The organism is Rhodothermales bacterium (genome assembly GCA_034439735.1).
In the GTDB taxonomy this organism is placed as follows: Bacteria; Bacteroidota; Rhodothermia; order Rhodothermales; family JAHQVL01; genus JAWKNW01.
The window spans coordinates 1-19235 of record JAWXAX010000242.1; the positions used below are offsets into that span (position 1 = coordinate 1).

At 61.8% G+C, this 19235-nt stretch carries 9 protein-coding genes; 8 read left to right on the plus strand and 1 reads right to left on the minus strand.

Translation table 11 applies throughout. The annotated features are described in order from the left end of the window. Positions 1-166 precede the first annotated feature (166 nt). Positions 167-2266 (minus strand): metallophosphoesterase, encoded by a 2100-nt coding sequence (locus SH809_17565; GenBank protein ID MDZ4701525.1) that lies wholly within the window; start codon positions 2264-2266, stop codon positions 167-169. A gap of 95 nt (positions 2267-2361) precedes the next feature. Between SH809_17565 and SH809_17570 the strand changes: the two genes are divergently transcribed. From SH809_17570 to SH809_17605, 8 genes are all read left to right on the plus strand, one after another. Next, positions 2362-2916, plus strand: a complete 555-nt coding sequence (locus SH809_17570; GenBank protein MDZ4701526.1) for an XRE family transcriptional regulator — start codon at positions 2362-2364, stop codon at positions 2914-2916. Positions 2917-3335: 419 nt separating this feature from the next. Beyond that, positions 3336-6260 (plus strand): TonB-dependent receptor, encoded by a 2925-nt coding sequence (locus SH809_17575; protein ID MDZ4701527.1) that lies wholly within the window; start codon positions 3336-3338, stop codon positions 6258-6260. Between the two features lie 119 nt (positions 6261-6379). Continuing rightward, entirely contained in the window at positions 6380-10264 is a 3885-nt protein-coding gene (locus SH809_17580; GenBank protein MDZ4701528.1) for a hypothetical protein, read from the plus strand. An 18-nt stretch (positions 10265-10282) separates the two neighbouring features. Next, positions 10283-11329 (plus strand): PorV/PorQ family protein, encoded by a 1047-nt coding sequence (locus SH809_17585; GenBank protein ID MDZ4701529.1) that lies wholly within the window; start codon positions 10283-10285, stop codon positions 11327-11329. A 159-nt stretch (positions 11330-11488) separates the two neighbouring features. Then, positions 11489-15541, plus strand: a complete 4053-nt coding sequence (locus SH809_17590; GenBank protein ID MDZ4701530.1) for a T9SS type A sorting domain-containing protein — start codon at positions 11489-11491, stop codon at positions 15539-15541. Between the two features lie 94 nt (positions 15542-15635). Next, complete coding sequence (locus tag SH809_17595; GenBank protein MDZ4701531.1) at positions 15636-17147, plus strand: hypothetical protein; 1512 nt, start codon at positions 15636-15638, stop codon at positions 17145-17147. A gap of 424 nt (positions 17148-17571) precedes the next feature. Further along, positions 17572-18843, plus strand: a complete 1272-nt coding sequence (locus tag SH809_17600) for an MFS transporter (protein ID MDZ4701532.1) — start codon at positions 17572-17574, stop codon at positions 18841-18843. A gap of 139 nt (positions 18844-18982) precedes the next feature. Beyond that, on the plus strand, positions 18983-19235 hold a 253-nt coding region (locus SH809_17605), incomplete at its 3' end, for a hypothetical protein (GenBank protein MDZ4701533.1).

Sequence of the window (19235 nt, forward strand, 5' to 3'; positions counted from 1 at the left end):
CCTTCAGCCCCCTTGAGGCCCGGCTACATGCGATCAGCCGCCTATGGATCCCCAATCGAGTTGGGAGCCTGCCCCCGGCTTTGACCGGGGGAAGACGAAAAATGGGGGGATTGCCAGTTAGATTCATTCATTTGATACGGCCTCAACTCCTGATTCGCATGAATCGCTAATCAACCACCCTAATCTGCCGGGTAAGGCTGGTTTCGCCGGCGGTGAGGCGGTAGACGTAGGGGCCGGCGGCAAGCCGGGCGGTGTCGAATGTGGCGACGTAGTGCCCCGGGATGTGGGTGCGGTCTACCAGCGTCGCGACGTGTTTTCCGAGCAGGTCGAACAGCTCCAGGCGGACGGATGCTGTTTCAGGGACCTGGTACCGGATGGTGGCCGCGCCGGCGGTCGGGTTGGGGAAGCTCTGGTCCAGCGTAAAAGCCGCCGGCACGAGCGGACCCAGCTCGCGGGCGACATCGGTAAATTTCTGGATGACGAACCGATCCATCGGCGCGCCGAACTCGTCGGTGGCCGACACGGTCAGCTCGTCGTCATCGACATCGACCCGCGTGAAGTGGTGTTTGCCGCTGGAGAAAGAGACGTGTTCGTAGTCGATGAAATAGTCATCCAGCGCGCCGCCGCCGCCGCCAGAGACGAGGTAGTGGACGTGTTCTTTTTCGCCCCGTTCGTAGCTGTGGGTGTGGCCGTTCATCACCATATCCACGTCGTACTGCTCGAACAGCGGCACGAGGTGGTTCTGGACGCCGGCGTCGCCGTAGTAGTTGGTCCAGTATTCCGTATAGGGGGGATGGTGGGCGTAGACGAAGGTCCACGTCGCCTCGTTGCGCGTGTCGGATTCCAGCTGCTCGACCAGGAATTCGTACTGCGGGGATCCGGGCGTGTAGTCGCCGTTGGTGTCCAGCGCGATAAAAAATGCGTTGGCCCAGCGGAATGAGTAATACCGCTCGGTGCTGTCCGGATTGTTGTGGGGGAGGTAGAAGTCGTCGATGTACACGTCGCCGTTGTCGGTGATGACGTCGTGGTTGCCGAGCGAGGTAAAGATGTTGACGTTTTTGATGATGTCGCGGTAGGGCTTGAAGTAGATGTTGTCGTAGTAGTCGCCAACGCCCTGGTGAACGTCGCCGACATGAACGACGAAGTCGACTTCCGCCGCGCTCATACTGCTCCTCATCTCGGCGCTGACGCGGTATTGCGTAGGCGTGTCGACCCCGCTATCGCCTATGACAAGGAAGGAGAACTGCTTTTCCTCCGGGCCGCGGGCCGTGAGGGTTTTTTCCTGGTCTTGTACGAGTTCGTCGCCGCTGTATACAGCGTAAAAGTACCGCTCGCCCGGCTGCAATCCGGTCACGCGGACGTGGTGCTTCCGGGTGGCGTCCGCCTCGGTGGCGGTGAAGCGGAGGAGGTCTTTTTCCGTGTCGTAGCGGACCTCGCCGGCGTATTCCTCCAGCGTCCGCCAGGCCACCTCGAAGGTCGTGCCGGTCGGGTTCTGGATGTAGGGCGCCCGAAATTCGCGCACCGGGTAGGAGACGGTCGTCTGGCCCGGTCCGTCGTACACGAGCCGTTCGGCGGAAACCGAGACGCTGTCGTAATACGCGCCGCTGTTCGCGTAGGAAAGCATGCCGATCTTGCCGGCCGCGTAGGTGGTGTCGATGGCGCTCAGGATACGCACGCCGTTGATGTAGGCGACGATCGTGTCGCCGCGGACGTCGGCCGTGAGCGAGAAATAGCCGGAGGGGTAGGCCTGGGATACCTTGTTTTCGGCCAGGATATAGGGCTCGCCGTCCACGAACTTCTGGAGGCGCTGGAGGGGAGTGTTGAACGGTGTGCCGGCGCTATCGCGTCCGGACCAGGCCGGGTCGTTCATCAGTAGGAGGCGGTAGTAGTTGCGCGCGTCCTGGTAGCGAAAGATGATGCCGATGCCGTCGTTGTCGGCCGAGCGGGCGAGGGCGTTGAAGCTGTAGTCCTGCCAGGCGGGGTTGCCGGCCGTGATATGGGTGCCGAGGTGGTATTTTGTCTCCAGATCGACGAGTCCATACGACCAGATGTTGGATTTTTGCACGAGCACCCCGTTTTCCACCACCCACTCGCTCGGGCCACTCTGGGGCTCGGGGTCATTCGAGATCGTCCAGCCGGCGAAATTGCCATCTTCGAAGCCGTCGAGGAAGGGAAGCGATTGTCCTCTGGCCGGCGCAGAAAAAAAGAGGCAAGTGAGGAAAGTGATTCCGATCTTCTGCAACGAGAGGAGAGGAGCGATGGGCATGGTTCTATCTGTTCTCAACACAAAAGACCCTCCAGATGGCCTGAATGAGCCGCCGTGGAAGGCCGGCGGTATCGCACGAACGACCAATATAGCACATGAATCTGGTTCAACTGTCGCAGCGGATCCGCGTTCTGCGAACACTTCGCGGATACACGCTCGAACAAGTCTCCGAGCTGACCGGGCTGACGCGCGGCGTCCTGTCCAAGGTGGAGAATTTTCGCGTGACGCCGTCGATCGCGACACTGGCCAAGATCGTCGATGCCCTGGGCGTCACGATGTCCGAGCTCTTCGAGGGCCTGGACGCGCGCCCGGAGATGATCATCGTGCGCAAGGACGAGCGGCAGGTGGTGGAGCGGGATCGTCCCGACTCCAACATCGTCTACCACGCGCTCGCCCATAAGCGCCCGAACAAAGTCATGGAACCCTTCCTGCTCGAGGTACCCCCCGGCGAGGCGCGGCGGCAAAAGCTCGCGCACGAAGGCGAGGAATTTCTCATGGTGCTCGAGGGAACGGTGGATTATGAATACGGGGAGCAGCGCTTCCGGCTCGAGGCCGGCGACTGCCTATACGAAGACGGCACCACCGAACACACCCTCAATAACCCCACCGATCAGGTAGCCCGGGTGCTATGTATCTACGGGAATGGGTGATTGGTTGGCAGGTTGCAGGTTGGCAGGCTTGTCCTGAGGGACGGCGGCGACAGCCGGCGGACTCGAAGGATCTACAGGTTGGCAGGCTACAGGCTCTCCACCCAAAACAAGAACCTGTTACCTGGAACTTGTCAACCCGCAACCAATCCGCTGTTGCATGAAAGGAAACATATTCATAATCTGAGAAACATAGAAAAGCCGTAGTATGGCGCCGGCCAACAGGGGATGCCTTCCGATTTGTGCGTTTCCTGTTGGGATTCCAGGTTTAACGATCGCGTAACGAGTCCGTGAGTGCGTAGCGCGATCTTCCCCAGTGTGCCGGGCGCCCCGTGGGATGCCGGCGCTAGTCCACCACCAGCCTTCAGATCGCGTACCCTGCTTTTGATCTGAAAGCTCGTACTCGTAGCCATTTTCTGAGCATGGTCTCGATTCGTACTGCCATCATCCTCCTTGCCCTGTCTCTGACACTGTGCCTGGTATGGGCCGCGCCTGAGGCACTTGCTCAGTCGACCGGGAAAATTTCCGGGCAGGTCCTCGACGCCGCCACAGGCGAGTCGCTGCCGGGCGTGAACGTCTTTTTGGAGGAGAATACCTACCTCGGCACCGTCACCGACGCGGACGGCAAGTACTTCCTGCTGAGCGTTCCGCCGGGCAACTACACCCTGGTGATGTCCTTCGTTGGTTTTTCAACGTTGAAGACGGCGGCCGTGCAGGTCTTTTCGGGTCGCACCACGACGGTGGACGGCCGCCTCGCCGAGGAAGTGTTTCAGGGGGAGGAGATCATCGTGAGCGCGGATCGCCCGATCGTGATTCGGGACCGGACGACGACGGTATCGTTTGTATCCCGCGAAACCATCGAGAGCCTGCCGGTGACCGAGGTGAGCGACCTGGTGCGGTTTCAGCCGGGTGTCGTGACCAACGCAGACGGCGGGTTTAACTTCCGCGGCGGCCGGCAGCGCGAGACGGCGTACATCGTGGACGGCATTCCGGTGCAGGACGTATTTAACCAGGGCGGCGGCAACACGGTCGACCTCGAGGTCCAATCCATCCAGGAACTGCAGGTCTTTACGGGCACGTTCGACGCCGAGCTCGGCGGCGCCCAGTCCGGCGTGGTCAGCCTCACCACCCGCGACCCCGGCCAGAAGCTCGAAGGCAACCTCAAGGTGCAGGGCAGCGGCTTCTTCGCGAACGACAACGGCGTCTTCATCGGCACCGAGACCTTCGATCCCATCGAGAGCAAGGACGTGTCGCTGACGCTCAGTGGGCCGATCATCAAGAAATTCGACCGCCTGGGCTTTTTCCTCACGAGCCGGTACGAAGATCGGGTGGGCCACCTGAAAGGCATCGAGCAGTTCCTCCCGGAAGACGGTTTCGAGATCGAGACCTACCGCCGCTGGTACCGCGACCTGTTCCAGCCGGACGATACGCGGCTCATCACGCTGGATACGGCGCGGACGCCCAACGGTAGCCCGATCCTCGGCCGCGACGGTAATCCGATCACGTTTGGTTCGGGCAATGGCTCGGTAGTGGAGATGGATTGGCGACGCTCCTTTACATTTAACCCGAAGTTTGTATTCCGGCCGACGTCCCGTTCATCGTTCACGGTTGGCGGCATCTACAACCAGTCCGAAAGCCAGGGGTATAACAATGCCTCGCGGTTCGCGCCGGCCGGCCAGGACCACAACTTCTTTACGTCGTGGACGGGTATCGCCAGCTACAGGCAGGCCATTGGCAACAACAAGGTGATCAACCTGCGCGGCTCGTATAAATTCGGCGAGTCCGAAAGCCGCGCGTTCGATTCGATCGACGACCCGCGCCTCCAGTTCATCAGCGCCGCCGACGACGTCACCGGGTTTTCCCTTGGCGGCACCGACGTGACCGAGTTTCGGCGCACGGAGGAGCAGATCATCGCTTCGGGGGACTTCACGTGGCAGGTCAACGACCGGAACGAATTCAAGGCCGGCGCCCAGTTTCGCCAGAATACCTTCCTCATCGAGGACCTCGACCGGAGCTGGGTCTTCCGCGACAACACGGACTCCCTATTTATCAACCTGCCCTACCCCTCGGCCAACAACTTCCCGAACTTCGAGGACTACTTCGACGCCGTCTCCGCCCTGACGCCTGTTCTCGTGCCCGAGCTAGAGCGGTTTGCCGTGAACGACCGATTCGACCAGTCGCCCATCGAGCTGGCCGTGTTCGTGCAGGATAAGCTCGAGTTCGACTCCCGCCTCGTCGTCAAGGCCGGCACCCGCTTCGAGTACTTCGACGTCCGCGAGCGGCGGATCATCGACCCGCGAACCCCTACCGATCGCCTCGGCCGGGAGGACAACTTCGAGGACACGGACGCCAAATTCTACATCAGCCCCCGCCTGGGCATCTCCTACCCCATCTCCACGCGTGGCGCCTTCCGCGTGGCGTACGGGCACTTCGTGCAGATGCCGGCCTATCTGGAGATCTTCAAAAACCCGGTGTTCGAAGGCATCAACGTCGGCCGGCTCGAGAACCGGCAGGTGGGTAATCCGGATCTGCAGCCCGAGCGCACCATCAAGTACGAGATGGGCCTCCAGCAGCAGCTGACCGATTTCATCGGCGTGGACATCAACCTGTTCTACTCGAATATCCGCAACCTGCTCGGCACCGAGCTGCTCTCCACGCTCGACAACGTCCAGTACATTCGGACCGTCAACCGGGACTACGGGCTCGTCCGCGGCGGCACGTTCTCGATCGTGACGCGCCCCGTGGGCATGCTGCTCGGCACGTCGTTCGACGTCACCTACTCCGACGCCCGCGGCAGCTCGTCGAACCCGAACGATGTCGCGAACGTCGTCATCGCCGGCCGCTCGGGCGAGATCGGCGAGTTGTTCATCGACCGCCAGATCATCTCGCTGGACTGGGACCAGACGCTGACGGCGAACCTGTCGGCCACGGTCGGCCAGTCCGGAAACTGGAACATCGGCTTCATCAGCCAACTCGCCACCGGCCAGCCGTATTCGCCGGCGTTCCTGAACCCGAACCTGGATTTCCCGGATAACGAGTTTCTGAATGCCGAGCGGAAGCCGTACCTCTTTACGCTCGATCTCAGCGCCGAGAAGCGCATCGATGTCGGCCCGATCTCGTACGGCATCCGCCTGCAGGTCGAAAACGTTTTCAACCACCTGAACGAGCGGTTCGTGGACGGCATTTCCGGCCGCGCCGGCCAGATCGTTCGGCTCCCTGTCGTCCAGGCGGATCGGAATCGGGTCAACGAATTTGTCGGTCTGTTCGATCGCGCGCAGGACGACAACAATCCCCAGTGGTACTCCACGCCCCGGCTGGTCCGCCTGGCTGTGACGGTTGATTTTTGATGTCGGCGATGAACCTCCACGCCGCGGATCGGAACGGCGGCGCGACGGTCCGTAGGTCCGCGCCATGGCGTGGACCTACGGATGCGCATAACGAAGCAAATTGCCATTACCTATTCTACATGAAGACCAACGTTGTAACCCTGGGGCTCGTGATACTGGTGTGGGGCCTGGCCTCGGCCGGCGCCCACGGGCAGTCTAAAAACGCCCTGCGTGAGGAGCGCGTGGCGGTCGACCGTCAAGAAGCGGTCGAGGAGACCATCCAGAAGATGGAGGATGCCGGCAAAAAACGCGGCCGGCGCGACGCCACCACGCAGGCGGTGGTCGATCTCTCCCTGCGCAACTTCGTGCGTGGCGGCCTGGCGTCGGGCAACCTCATCCAGGTGCCCTACGTCACGAACGTGAACATCTCCGCTGGCTACTGGGGAGGCACCATCTCCCCGAATCGCATCACCTGGCCGAAAGGCTCGGGTGTTGAATATGGCCACACGATGAGCTTCATCGCCGCCGGCGAGGTCATCAACGATGCCGGCGACACCCTCCGCATCATCACCGATAGCTACAACCGCAGCGGCGGCGATACCCATCCGAGCGGCAGCCACAAGTTCTTTTTTACAGCCCTACCGGGATACTACAACATGCGGGGGGATCCCTCGACTCGGAACCGACTCAACGACAACGCCGACGACCGCCGCCGGCTCGAAGACGCCGGGTTCTACTTCATCGGAGGCCTCAACGAAGACGCGAATCGGAACGGCGCGCTCGACGACGGGGAGGACTTGAACAACAACGGTCAATTGGATTCCGAGCTCATCAACTTCCTGGAGTACACGTCGCAGTCCAACCTGCCCGAGACCTGGCCGGCGTTCTGGCCGCCCCAGTCCTACCCTGGCGATGATCGCCAGCCGGGCGACATCCGACCGGGCATTCGCGCCGGCCGCTGGAACGGCGCCTTTGGTTCGTTCGTCCGGGCCGACCAGGAATCCTATTACCTCGTGGACGACCGAGACAACGACGAATTCCCCTACTACCCATTCCTCAACCCCGCCACCGGGCAGCCCGATACCCGCGGCTGGGCGGACGGCGGCCGGCGTGGCCTCGGCGTCGAGGTGAAGGTCCGCCAGTACCAGTGGGCCAGCATCCTCGCCGAAGACATCTACATCACCACGTTCGACGTGGAGAACGTCTCCCGCAAGGACATCCCGCGGGCGATCATCGCGATGCTGGTCGATTACGACATTGCCGACCAGACGGGAGACAACCAGGCGCTGTTCGACACGGAGGACGACATCACCTACCAGTGGCTCAAGCGGGATCTGGTGATCAACGGGTTTAAAGTCGGATATGCCGGCGTGGGCTTCCTCGAAAGCCCTGGCATCGCCGACGACGGCATCGATAACGACGAAGACGGCCTGCGCGACGAAAGCCGCGAAAACGGCATCGATGACGACGGCGACTGGAGGCCCTGGCAGGATATCAACGGCAACGGCATCTACGACAACGAGGATCTGAACAACAACTTTATCCTCGACGCCGGCGAAGACCTGGATGGCGACGGCTCCCTGACCATCGAGCCGCTGAACGACGACACCGGCTCGGACGGCGTGGGCCCCGAGAACGAGGACTACCCGGGCCCCGACCCGGATGGCACCGAAGCCAACGGCTTCGCGGACCCGGGCGAGCCTAACTTCGAATTCACCGACAACGACGAGATCGACCAGATCGGCCTTACGAATATGGTCATCCGCACGCCGTCGGACTTCGACCGCGACCTCGACGACGACGCCCTCTTCTGGCGCGAATACATCCAGCCCGTCGACGAAACCCAGTTTATCGTCCCCACCGAAACGGCGGATGTGATCTACGTCTACAGCTCGGGCTACTCGACCATCGACCAGGGTCTCACGCAGCGGTTCTCCCTCGCGTTTTTCTGCGGGAACGACTTCCAGGATATGCTCCGCAATAAGCGGACGATGCAGAACATCTATGACGCGGATTACAACTTCGCCCGCCCGCCCCGCACGCCGTTCCTGACCGCCGTCCCCGGCGATAAGAAGGTGACGCTCGTGTGGGACCAGAGCGCCGAGTCCTCCCGCGACCCGATCTACGGGTTCGACTTCGAGTTGTACAAGATTTACCGCTCCACCGACCCCGAATTCAACGACATCAAAACCATCACCGACGCTTTCGGCAACCCGCTCCTGTGGGAGCCCCTGTTGAGCGCTACCGGCAACAAGGTCCAGTACGATCTGAAAAACGGACTTTTCGGCGCGCACCCCGTGCCGGTGGGCGACTTCGGGGTGTCCTACGACATGGGTACCGACAGCGGGCTGAAATACAGCTTCGTCGACTCCACCGTCGACAACGGGCGGACGTACTACTACGCCGTCGTGACCGTCGATCAGGGCTACGAGGACTCCTTCTTCGAGCGCAGCATCTCGAAATTCGAATCGCTCGCCGAACTCTCGCCCACCGAAAGCTCCAAGATCATCGAAGTCGATGCCTTCGACCGGCCGACCAACGTCGACCGCAACGCGGCGGTGGTCGTGCCTCAGCCGCGAGCGCTCGGGTTCATCGAGCCGTCGCTGACGGACGGGCGGGTGCAGCGCGCCGGCGGCAACGCCAGCGGCAGCCTGAATGTCGAGTTCTTGATCCCGGATGTCGCGAACAGCCAGGGGTACGAATACGCCTTCACGTTCACCGACGACGGGAGTTATGCGGCGATCGACCCGATCTTCCTCAAGAATGGGCTCACGTCCGGGTGGGTGCTGCGTAATACGACGACGGGCGATACGCTGGCCACGAGTCCGGTTGATACCCGCGGAGATGCCCTCTTTACAACCGACGTTTTGAATGCCCGGATCTATGACGGGATGAAATTTACCGTCACGGCGCCCGCCGCGCCGGAGGTGGTGACAAGCGGCTGGCTGGAGAATGGGACGAATCCGCGAGGCACGCCCACCCCGCGCGCCTCGTTGACCAACGTGGTGCCCGACGGGGGCGACGCGGTGCCGCTGGACTACGAAATTCGGATTTCGAGCCTCGGCGCGGACACCTCGAACTCGCTTTCGCCGAGGAGCCGCGTCCAGACCAACTTCAGCGTCTGGGACGTAACGGATATCAATAACCCGCGCAAGGTCCCGTTCCAGCTTAGCGAACTGGCGCAGCCGCTCCTGCCGGCGGATAGCGTGGCGGGGATACTGACGCCGGGCGATGTCGTCAGCGTCCGCGTGCTGGGCGTACCGCTTTCCGGCTATACGTTTTACGCGCGGTCAACCTGGCAATTCCGAATCGGCCTGTCGCCCTCGTCCCAGGATGCCATGAATAACGTGCGGCTCAACGCCAATACCCTGTACGACTCACTGGCCGCCCTCGATATCCGCGGGATGGGCCGGCTCCCGTATGGCCCGGATCTGGAGACCCTCGAGATCGACAACTTCCTGCGTGAGATCAATGTCTGGTATGACGAAACACGCGATTCGCTGGCCGCGTTGCCGAGCCTGAGCGTGCTCATCCTGGCGAACCCGACGCCGGCCCAGGCGCTTTCGCTGCTCGATGCCATAACAAAGGCAGAAATGCCGGTTGCCGGCGATATCGCGCTGCTCGAGACGTCCAAGCCGTTCGATCGGGACGACGTGTTGACCTTCAAGGTGGAGGGCAACGTCATTCCCGAGGTGATCGATGAGGCGGCGCTGGACAATATTTACGTCGTGCCCGACCCCTACATCGCCGTCAACCCCCTCGAGTCGCGCAATATCCAGCTCGCGAGCCGGGGCGAGCGGCGGATCGACTTCCGCAACCTGCCGCAGGAGTGCACGATCCGCATTTTTACGGTGAGCGGCCGGCTGGTCAAGATCATCGAGCACTCGGCCCCCGTCGAGGATAGCATCCGCAGCTGGAATCTTCAGACCGAAGACGGATTGGATGTGGCGTTTGGCGTCTACATCTACCACGTCGAGGCGCCGGGTATCGGCGAGAGGATCGGCCGTTTTTCCATCATCAAGTAAGTCGATCGGAGTCCGTTTATGAAATCCAATGCGATGCGTAGCGCACGGCTGATCGTCGGAGTACTGCTCGCCGTCAGTGCGTCGACGGCGTACGGTCAGGACTTCGTCCAGAACGTGTCCAACAACGGCACGGTGGCGGCCGCGTTTCTCGAGATCGGCGTCGGGGCCCGGGCCGAGGCCATGGGAGGCGCTTACACGGCGCAGGCCGGCCGCGCCGAAATGATCTACTGGAATCCCGCCGGCCTGGCGTACGTGGAGGGCGTGGCCGTATCGTTCACTCACACCGAGTGGCTGGCGGAGACGTCGTTCGACTTCTTCAGCGTGGCCGCGCCGCTGCCGTTTTTTAGCAGCGTCATCGGCCTCAGCTTTACGTCGCTCGCCGTCCCCGAGCAGGCCGTTCGGACCGTCGAGGCGCCCGAGGGCACGGGTGAACTGTACGACGCGCAGGACTACGCCGTGAACCTCTCGTTCTCCGCGAAGCTCATCCCGTCGTTTTCGTTTGGCCTTACCGGGAAGTATATCAGCCAGCGGATCTGGACGGAGCGGGGCAATCAGATCGCACTGGACGCCGGCGTGTTTTACCAGACGCCGCTCCGCGGGCTGTCCATCGGTTCGAGCATCTCGAATTTCGGAGCGGACATCAGCCTGTCCGGCAAAAACCTCAACAACATCATCGACCCGGATCCGGAAAACGTCGGCATCGAGAACATCCCGGTCACTTACAAGACTGACGGATCCCCGCTGCCGCAGATCTTCCGGTTCGGGCTGTCCTACGAAACCCCGCTCCCCGGGCGCGGTAACCTCACTACCGCCGTCGACCTCATGCACCCTACCGGAGCCACCGAGAGCATGAACATGGGAGTTGAATATGGTTTTAATAACCTTATTTTCTTTCGTGTCGGCTATCTCAACCGGTTCGAGCGGAATTCCATCAACGGTCTTACCTTCGGAGGCGGTATCCAGTACACGCTGAAAGACCGCAGCGACTTTGTGTTTGACTACGCCTACTCGGACTGGGGCATCCTCACTAAAGTGCACCGGCTGAGCCTCGGGGTTTATCTCTAGGATTAGTGAGTAGCGATTAGCGATTAGCGAATAACGATTGGTGTGGGCCCATCGGATAGTGCTCATCGATCATCAACTATCGATTGTCGAACACCAACAGTCGCTAATCACGAATCGCTAATCGCTAATCGTTTTCATCCAACCATACCAATCGCCATCATGAAATACGCTACCACATACCTGAGCGTGGCCCTGATGTGTCTGATGATTGCCAGCAGCGCGCATGCGCAGCAGAAAGCCGGCAATGCGGACATGCTTCGGGCCCTGTATGGTACCAACTACGAGGAGGTCCTCAACAAATATCAGGACGATCCCGCGCGCCTTCAACTGGCGCAGCAGGACCTTTTGTCCGATCGGTACAAGACCGCCTCGATCGACCTCGTTCGGTCGCAGAGCGCGCTTGGCGCCGATGACATCGGGCGTGCCGAAGCCGAGCCGAACAACTTCTTCGACACGGCCGACAACATCAACGACGTGATCGCCCTGCCGGGACGCACCGACGAATACACCGGCAAGCTCGTTCAGGCGAGCCTTACCGCCGGCGACGTCGATGTCTTCCGGTTTACGGTCGATCCGACGAAGATGTATTACTTTGCCTCGACCCACTCCTTCCTCACCGATGGAACGGACGGGTTGAACGTCAGCGCTCGCATCTTCCACGAGTCCGATCTGGATACAACCTTCGTCGTCAACGCCGGCGGAGTCCAGGGCAATGACAAGATGCGTGGAGACATCACGGGCCGCGAGGCCGATGGCCGCAACGGCTCCGGCGACTTCCGCCTTACCGGCTGGACGGCGCCGATCGATGAGGCTACTGGCGACCCGGTGACGGGCGACTACTACCTCTGGATCTTCAACGACGGCGGTGATGCCGGCACCTACTACATCACGGCCTATGCGATCGATATCGCCCAGTTTGTCGATAAGGCGGAGCCGAACCAGACGTTCGAAGACGCCCTCGTCAACGGCATCTCGCTGCCGACGGATGGTGTCATCCGAACGTACATGATCTACAACCCGGACACCGTCCGTGTTGTCTCTCCTCCCGTCCCCGTCCAGGGCAACAGCGTGTACCCGCAGCTGCTCGAGCAGGGCTCGGAAGACCATGATCACTTCCTGGTCAACTACGAAGCTGGCAAGACGCTGATCATCGAGACCGTGCCGTATTTCGGCTGGTACCGCGATAACGACGGCGCCATCGGCCCCGGCGGTTCGCGCCTGGACGACACGCTCTTCCGGATCTATGACGCCGACTATACCACCGTCCTGTTCGAGTCCGATGACGACGGCCGTGAAGCCATGGACGGACCAAACAACATCCATTCGCGGGTCGTGATCACCCCGGAAGCGATGGCCGCTCGCGGCATCACGTCCGACACGCCGATCTGGCTGGATATGCACGCCTGGGCCTCGACGACCCGCGAGCCCGGTCGAAACGTAGATAACAGCGATCCCGGTCGGTTCATGTACGACTTGTATGCCACGCAGTACAGCACCGACCCGGTGGAAGTAGAGCCCAACGACGAAGTCGCCGCGGCGCAGTCGATCGCCCCGCGCGTCGATACGCTGATCAACGCCGGCCTCTCGGGCGCTTCCGATGTGGACATGTACCGCGTGTATATGCACCAGGTGCGCATGTACTCGATCTTCACGTCGGCCGCTGCGGCGGACCTCGGCATCGAGATCTTCCGTGAGGAAGAATCCGCCGATGGCTCGTCGACCGTGCTGAGCGCGAACCTGCTCGACGCGGGAGCGATCGACGACATGGGCAACGACGTCCTCGTATCCGGATTCGTCCCGGAGAAAACGGGCGCCTACCTCATCAAGCTCACCGGCGCGGCGGCCGGCGACTACAAGCTGGGCGTGGTCGATAAAGGTCAGATCTACTTTGGCCGCATCGCGAACGAACCGGACAACATCGCTGAAGACGCCCTTGCGCAGGAGCCGATGGGTGTTGGCGCCGGCGCCGCCGTCGAGGCCGGGATGATCTTCCCGGCGAACGACGTGGACCACTACTACTTTAGCGCCGATGCCGGCTTCGAACTGAGCCTGTCCCTTACGGGCACCAACGCCGACCTCATCAACGACTTCAATGTCGAGATGACGCTGTTCGACGGTACGTTCACCGAACTCGCCACGGGTACGGGCGGCATTACCTTTACGATTCCGGCCTCGGGCCAGTACATCGTGCAGGTGAAGGCTGTTGAAGATGGAGACGTAGGGTTCTACAACCTCTCCGGCGGCCAGCCCTTCACCGAGACGGAAGGCAATGACAGCTTCGAAGCGGCCAACCTGATCGCGCTGGGCACGATTTACGATGCTTCGCTGACCTCGGGCGACGTGGACTACTTCACGTTCGTGCTCGAAGCCGGCAAGCTCTACTCGTTCCGCTCGTTGGACAACAACACCGGCGGCGCGCTGACGGTCGAGTTCTTCGACGATGTCAACGGCACGACGCTGCTCGACGGCAGTGGCTGGGTGAACAACTACAGCGGCGACAACTTCAAGATCGCCAACATCATCCCGCGCACCACGAAGCCGTACTACCTGAAGATTTCGGGTGGTGTAGGCCCGTACAAGCTGACCTCGCGCATCAACCCGAACTACTACGCGCTCCAGAGCGCCGGCGAGCCGAACAATACGCCCGCCGACGCCGATGCGAATGGCTACTATCAGGCGTTCGGCTCGGATGTCGAATACGCCCTGTCGCAGCCCGCGCATCCTCGCTTCTTTGGGGATGAGGACTGGTTCAAGGTCGCGTTGACCGCCGGCCAGGTGCTCGTTGCTGAAGCCAAGCCCGTGAGCGACCTCTGGAATCGCGATACGGATACACGCATCGTGATCTACGGCGCTGACGGCGCTACGGAGCTGGCCGACGACGACGACGGCGGTAACGACTGGTACTCGCGTGTCAGCTACGCCGCCGCCGCCGATGGCGACGTCTACGTAGCCGTGGTGACCAGCCGTACGCCGGATGGCGCTGACGACCGGAGCCTGAACCGCGGTGACTACATCCTCAACATCGCCGTCTCTTCGGCTGAAGCCGAGCCGAACGATTCGTTCGCTACGGCCAACGCGCTGGCGACGGGCTTCCTGGATGCTACGTTCGAAACCGGCGTCGACTCGGTCGATGTGTTCAGCCTCAACCTCGAGGCCGATCATATCTACAACGTCCGTACCCTGAAGACGGCTGAAGGCTATCAGGGCACGTTCGTCGCTCGCCTGTTCAAAGCCTCCGACACGGCTACGAACCTGCTCGACGAAGCCAACACCGGCTACAACACCCGTGCATCTGGCAGCAACCTCAAGCTCAACATCATCCCAGACGAGACGGGTGAATACCTGCTCGAAGTCAAGGGAGCTGGCTCTGGCGCCTACCAGATCGGGATGAAGGGCAGCGATATCACGGAGCTGAAAACGCTCGGTGAACCAAACAACACCATCGCCGAAGCCGATGCGATCGGGACGCAGGCGTTCCAGATGCCTGGCCAGGTGCTCACGTCGATGCTCTACAACGCGGACTTCCCCTGGGAAGCTGGCGATGCGATCTCGGCGCGGTATGGCGATGACATCGACATCTACAAGTACGAGCTGGTAATCGGCGATACCCTCATCGCCGAAACGTCGCCTGTCGGTGGTAACCTGTGGTCCCGCGACTACGACGCCTATATGCGTCTGCTCAGCGCCGCCGGCGACACGCTGAATACCGACACCGCCATGATCGTCCAGGACGACGACCCGGATGGTGACGACGACAGCGGCTTCGACTGGCACTCCCGCATCCAATTTATTGCGGAAGCGGACGGCCCGGTCTATGTCATGGTGCATGGCCAGGACTTTGGCAGCGCTACGGATCGCGATCCGTCACGCGGCGAATACAACCTGACCGTCACGAAGCTCGACGGTACGCCGATCACGATCACGGATACGGAAGATCTGGAACAGCCGGTTGCTTTCACGCTGCAGCAGAACTACCCGAACCCGTTCAACCCGACGACGGCGATCAACTACTCGATCCCCGAGTCGGTGGACGTGCAGCTCGAGGTGTACAACATCCTCGGTCAGCGCGTCGCCACGCTCGTGAGCGGCTTCCAGACGTCCGGCACGCACAGCGTCCAGTTCGACGCCTCGCAGCTGGCCTCTGGTGTGTACCTGTACCGCATTGCCGCCGGCAAGTACGTCAGCGTCAAGAAGATGCTGCTCGTGAAGTAATTCGCCGAGAAGTCGATTGAATGAGGAATGGAGCCGGCGTATGTTCGCATATGCCGGCTCCTTCCGTTTTTGCCGACCTGTAGTTTCGACCCGTATGATGCGACCCGCCCTGCTGCTTGTGATCGCCGCGACGATCGTGTCCTGCCGGCCGGCCGCGCCCGAAGCGTCTATCCTCGCCCGCGTCGGCGACGACTACATCACGGCCGATGAATTCCGCCTGGACTACGAGTTCGGCTACGGCCACCTCCGCCGCGGCGACGACGCCAAACGCGCCTACCTGGAGCTCATGCTCCTCGAAAAGGCGATGGCCCGTAAGGCCCGCGCCCTGAAGCTCGACACCCTCGCCGCCGTCCGCCACGCCGCCCGTACCCTCCGCGAGGAGCTGCTCATCGAAGAGGTCTTCCAGACCCGCGTACTCGACGCCATCGAGGTGACCGAGGAGGAGATCCGCGCCGAGATCAACAAAGGCGCCGTCCGCTTTCAATTCCGCTTCCTGCCGGCCGCCGGCGAACAGGACGCCCGGCAGCTCTACGACGCCGTCCGTGAACGCGGCTACGAAGCCGTCCTCGCCGAACGAACCGCCGAAATTCCTGAACTTGAGTCGATGTCGGACCAGCTCACCTCCCCCCTGGTCGACGCCGAAACGGCCGACCCGGCCCTGCTGGCCATCCTCCAGAATCTCCCCCTGAATACCCCTTCCGAACCCGTGCTTTACCAGGGCAACTGGTACGTGATGGAAGTCGTCGACATCCGCCGCGAGCGCATCGCTGAAGAGGACTACGCCGCGAAGTCGTCGTCCGCCCGCAAGGTGATATACAACCGCAAGGCCATGGAGCAGGGCGCCGCGTTTGTCGCCGAAACGATGGAGCCGCTGGGCGTGGCCACCAAACGCGCCGGCCTCGAACGGCTGTTCATGGCGCTGTGGGACTGGTACTCGGATACCACGCCAGAACGCAACCTGCTGTATTACATCGAAGAGGAACGGCGCGACACTCCCTACATCCGCGCCCTCGTCGCCGGCTTCGACGAGCCGCTTGTTTCCTACCGCGACGTCACCTGGACCATCCGCGACTTCCTCGTCCACTTCACCCCCGGCCGCTACATCATCCGCCCGGACGACCTGCGCGCGTTTAAGGCCCGGCTGTCCGACATCGTCGCTCTCGTCGTCCGCGACGCCGTTTTGCTCGACCTGGCCGCGGCCGACCAGCTTGAGCGCTCGCCGGCCTTCCAACGCAGCTTTCAGCGCTGGGAGGAGAAGTGGCTGTTTCAGGAATACGCCCGCCTGCTCGATGCCGAGCAGGCCCCCGATGAGGCCACCCTCCGGGCCTATTACGAGGCCGGCACGAGCTCCCTCCCCAACGCCATCCCCTTCGACAGCCTCACGGCTGACCAGCGTGGCCGGCTCGTCTCACGCCTCGCCAGCGAAGAGCGCCGCCGTTTCGCCGACAGCCTCCTCGCACTGGAACGCGTCTGGATCGACGACGCGATGCTGGATACTCTGTCGGTGTACGTCTCGCCCGCGAATCCGACCATGACCGTCAACCTCCTGAAGAGTAATTCCAACAAGCCGGCCTTCCCGGTTGTCGATCCGAATTGGCGGAATTGAATAGCCAGGCGAAAGTCTGGTTCAATGCCAATGTAGTGTCATCCTGAGCCCCAAAGCCCGGCTTCGCGGGGCTTTCATATCGGGCATGACAGGTTTCGGTCGGAATTGTATGGCCTGGAATCGTGCGTTTTTGCCCGCCAGTAAGGACCTTTTCTTCAGCAGTACCCGGTCATCCTGAGCGCCAGCGAAGGACCTTAAACCGGCAAAATCTTGCATTGGAGCAGAAGTTGAACAGCCGGAACGATCCCGAAAACCTTCACCATCTCGTTGCCACCTACCGCTCGAAGGCCCTTCGCTGGCGCTCAGGGTGACATGAGGTAGGAGCACAGGCTTTCGACAAGCTCAGGATGACAGTATTTTTGGGGCTTTTGAGCAGGCGCTGAACATAGACAAAGTCGAACGTAATCCCCAATCCGTAACCCGTATGACCGAAAACCCCAGGCTTAAGCGATGGCAGACTACCACGATGCTTTCGCTGGTCGTTGGCTACGCCGGCTACTACTTCTGCCGCTCCAACTTCTCCGTCGCGTCTCCGTTATTGCTGGAGGCGTTTGGCGATCAGGGGCTGGATAAGGAGATGCTGGGCCTCATCGCCTCGGTGGGAGTGTTTTTCTACGCGATGGGCAAACTCGTCAACGGGGTGTTGTGCGATTTCGTCGGTGGCCGGCGGATGTTCCTCTTCGGGATGGCGGCCTCGATCGGAGCGACGGTGTTGTTTGGGGCCGGCGCGGGGGTATCGGTCTTTTTTGTGGCCTGGTCCATCAACCGGCTCGTGCAGTCGATGGGGTGGGGGGCGCTGGTCAAGATCTCCTCCAACTGGTTTTCGTACAAGCGCTACGGCTGGGTGATGGGGATCATGAGCCTCAGCTTTCTGTTTGGCGATGCCATCGCGCGGCTGTTTCTGGGGCAGTTGATCGACTTCGGGTTTTCGTGGCGCGGCGTCTTTTTCGCCTCGGCGGCCGTGCTGGGAGTGATCATGGTGGTGGATTATTTCACCCTGAAGAGCAGCCCCACGGATGTCGGGCTCCCGGAGGTGGAGGTGAACCCCAAGAATGTGTTTGGCGATGCCGGGGACCGGGAGCGGCCGGCCGGCCTCAAGGCCCTGCTGCTGCCGTTTTTCCAGAGCCCCGCCTTCTGGCTCGTCGCGTTTATGTCCTTCGGCCTCACGCTCATGCGCGAGGCCTTTAATTTTTGGACCCCCACCTACCTCGCCGAGGTAGGCCGCCTCTCGCCGGGCGCCGCCGGCCAGATGAGCCTCTTTTTCCCGCTCTTCGGCGGCTTCGCGGTGTTGTTGACCGGGTATATGTCGGATAAATTCGCGGGCGGCAAACGCGCCGGCATCATGGTGCTGTCGCTCATCCCGCTCGTGGCCATCCTGCTCGTCATGGGCAGCGTCACCGGCATCGAAAACGCCGTCCTTCCCGTCATCTTTGTGTCGATTTCCGCCTTCCTGATGCTCGGGCCGTACGCCTTCCTCGCCGGCGCGATCTCGCTGGACCTCGGAGGCAAGCAGGGCAGTTCGACGGCCGCCGGCATGGTCGACAGCGCCGGCTACATCGGCAGCATCCTCTCCGGCTGGGGCGTCGGTGCCGTCGCCCAACGGTTCGGCTGGAACGCCGTCTTTATCTTACTCGCCATCGTCGCCTTCCTCACCGCCCTCGCGGCCATACTCTACTGGCGCAAGCATGAAGCATGAGGCATTGCCCTCCCCCTGCCTCCATCCCGTAAGGACGCGATACATCGCGTCCCCTTTTGCCCTCCTGCGGCCTCCCCCCCGTACGGACGCGATACCTCGCGTCCCCGCTTGGCCTCCCCATTAAGGCTTCAATGAGCGTATGACCCCCGTCTCCCCCGACCTCCTCTTTCGCCGCGACGACCCGAACGATATCCGCCTCGGCGAAGTCGTTCGCCTCGACCCCGCCGGCTACGAGGCGGCGGAGTTAGTCCTCCTCGGCTGCCCGCAGGACGAAGGAGTGCGCCGCAACCGGGGCCGCGAAGGCGCCCGGAACGCGCCGACCGCTATACGCCGGCAGTTTTATAAATTGGCGATGATGGGCATCGAAGCCGAACGGCCGCTCCGGCTGTTCG

Bases quoted from the DNA above. Each gene is read 5' to 3' on its own strand.
- SH809_17565 (MDZ4701525.1), bottom strand. From the start codon at position 2,266: ATGCCCATCGCTCCTCTCCTCTCGTTGCAGAAGATCGGAATCACTTTC.
- SH809_17570 (MDZ4701526.1), top strand. From the start codon at position 2,362: ATGAATCTGGTTCAACTGTCGCAGCGGATCCGCGTTCTGCGAACACTT.
- SH809_17575 (MDZ4701527.1), top strand. From the start codon at position 3,336: ATGGTCTCGATTCGTACTGCCATCATCCTCCTTGCCCTGTCTCTGACA.
- SH809_17580 (MDZ4701528.1), top strand. From the start codon at position 6,380: ATGAAGACCAACGTTGTAACCCTGGGGCTCGTGATACTGGTGTGGGGC.
- SH809_17585 (MDZ4701529.1), top strand. From the start codon at position 10,283: ATGAAATCCAATGCGATGCGTAGCGCACGGCTGATCGTCGGAGTACTG.
- SH809_17590 (MDZ4701530.1), top strand. From the start codon at position 11,489: ATGAAATACGCTACCACATACCTGAGCGTGGCCCTGATGTGTCTGATG.
- SH809_17595 (MDZ4701531.1), top strand. From the start codon at position 15,636: ATGATGCGACCCGCCCTGCTGCTTGTGATCGCCGCGACGATCGTGTCC.
- SH809_17600 (MDZ4701532.1), top strand. From the start codon at position 17,572: ATGACCGAAAACCCCAGGCTTAAGCGATGGCAGACTACCACGATGCTT.